The organism is Stenotrophomonas pictorum JCM 9942, assembly GCF_001310775.1.
GTDB classification, from domain to species: Bacteria; Pseudomonadota; Gammaproteobacteria; order Xanthomonadales; family Xanthomonadaceae; genus Stenotrophomonas; species Stenotrophomonas pictorum.
Genome location: NZ_BAZI01000404.1, coordinates 1 through 2,272, shown reverse-complemented (window position 1 = coordinate 2,272; position 2,272 = coordinate 1). Strand labels below are relative to the sequence as shown.

Genomic DNA, 2,272 nt, shown 5'->3' with positions numbered 1-2,272 from the left:
CCAGAACGCCTTCATCGCCGACTCCTCGGCGCTGCCCGAGCAGATCGTCAAGGACGCGATCGGCTCGGCCTTCACCTCCGCCGGCCAGCGCTGTTCGGCCGCGCGCGTGCTGTTCGTGCAGGACGATATCGCCGACAAGGTGATGACCATGCTGGCCGGCGCGATGGCCGAACTGAAGATCGGTGATCCCGGCCTGCTGTCCACCGACGTCGGTCCGGTCATCGATGCCGATGCGCTGCAGATCCTCACCGACCATGCCGCCCGCATGGACCGCGAAGCGCGCCTGATCGCCGCCGCGCCACTGTCCGAGGCCGCCGCACACGGCACCTTCTTCGCCCCGCGTGCCTATGAGCTGAAGGACCTGAACCAGCTGCACAAGGAGATCTTCGGACCAGTGCTGCACGTGATCCGCTGGAAGGCCGACCAGCTCGACGCGGTGATCGCGCAGATCAACGCCACCGGCTACGGCCTGACCCTGGGCGTGCATTCGCGCATCGACGAGACCGTCGAGCGCATCGCCAACGGCGTCCACGTCGGCAACGTCTACGTCAACCGCAACCAGATCGGGGCGGTGGTCGGCGTGCAGCCGTTCGGCGGCCAGGGCCTGTCCGGCACCGGCCCCAAGGCCGGCGGCCCGCACTACCTGCTGCGTTTTGCCACCGAGAAGACGGTGACGGTGAACACCACCGCCGCCGGCGGAAACGCCTCGCTGCTGACCCTGGGCGACTGAGTCGGCCGCAGCACGGAAGCAACGAAGAACCCCGCGAAAGCGGGGTTTTTTGTTGTCCATCCAGCTCCGCTCACAGGCACGCCCCAGGCCCCGGCGGTGGTCGATCGAACCGATCCGATCACTGGACCGCCGCGTATCGCCACGTATCGCCACGTATCGCCGCGGTAGCGCTGACGGCTGCTGCGGCCGAAGCCCGGCGTGTACTCCCGTTCCACGCGGCCCCCGCGAGCGGCGCAATCCGGGGGCGCGGTCCTTGAAGGTCTGCGGCCGCTGGTCGATTTCGACCTCCCGATCCTTGAAGTCGACCAAGGTGTCGTCACTGAAGCCCTCATCGTCGATCACCGGCCCGCTCTGGCCGACGTGGTGAGGGCGCGCTGCTGCCGTTGACGGCAACGGGCTGGCCCGCGAGGGGGGCGGAAAATCCCCCACAGGATCGAAGCAGCCGTCATTACCGGCCGGTGGGGGTCGCCGTCCCAGGCCGCGCTGCCGCAGCGGAGCGTCACCTGCAACATCCGGCCGTTCGATGCGCACACCCGGATCACCATGGCTCCGCCGTCGGAAGTGATCCCCATGCGGGCTCATCTGCGCACAGCGCGGGGGCGTTGTCGATCAGCACCTCCGCGATCGACAGCCCGCCTATCGTCCCGCCGGCGCGATGCTGGCCGTCCGTTCCGGCGGCCAAAAAAAAACCCGGGAGAATTTCTCCCGGGCTGCGTTCTACAGTGGCACACGGCTACGGCAAAGTGCGCCGCGCCACGCCCGATCAGAACTTGTAGTTGACCGATGCGGCGAGGATGTCGCCACCCACGTCGTACTTGCCCTTCAGCGTGCTGCCGGTGGCCGAGACGATGTTGATCGCCGGCTCATTGGTGAACAGGTGGGTATAGCCGAAATTGAACTCGGTCTTCTCCGACGGCGTCCAGCCCAGACCGAACGACAGCCACTTGCGGGTCACATCCGGCACCTTGACGTCACGGTGCGCATAGCTGGTCGGGGTTTCGTCATAGGCCACGCCACCACGCAGGGTGATGGTGTCAGACAGCTTGTACTCGGTACCGATCGAGCCGAAGGTGGTGTCGTTGTAACCGAATTCCAGCACGTTGTCGGGCTGGTTCGATGCGAAATCCACGGTCACCTTGTCGAACGACGGCTTCCATGCAGTGCGGGTCACATCGCCCATCACCGTCCAGCGGTCGTTGATCCGGTGGGTGACGCTGGCGGTCAGCGACGCCGGCAGGGTCAGGGTAGCCTTGCCGCTGGTCGGTACGAACAGACCGCTGCCCGGCATGCCGAGGGCGACCTGCACCGCCGGCGGCACATCGAACTTGCCCTTGCCGCCGGTGATCTTGTGCTCGACCTTGGAGCGGTAGCTCAGCGCGATATTGGTGTCTTCGCTCGGGCTGAAGGTACCGCCCAGCACGTAACCGACCGCATTGTTGTCACCTTCCAGCGAGGCGTAGCCATCGGCGCTGCCCGGGTAGAAGCCCTGCTGCGCCGCAGCGCCAGAGGCCTGGCGGGCGGCGTTGGCGGCCTGGGCCGGAG

At 66.9% G+C, this 2,272-nt stretch carries 2 protein-coding genes; one reads left to right on the top strand and one right to left on the bottom strand.

Features of this window, described 5'->3' with window-relative positions:
* The coding region (locus tag JCM9942_RS14325; RefSeq protein ID WP_157722951.1) for an aldehyde dehydrogenase family protein at nt 1-730 on the top strand (730 nt) is incomplete at its 5' end.
* A gap of 763 nt (nt 731-1,493) precedes the next feature.
* Here the strand turns inward: JCM9942_RS14325 and JCM9942_RS14320 are convergent.
* On the bottom strand, nt 1,494-2,272 hold a 779-nt coding region (locus JCM9942_RS14320; RefSeq protein ID WP_172675134.1), incomplete at its 5' end, for an outer membrane protein transport protein.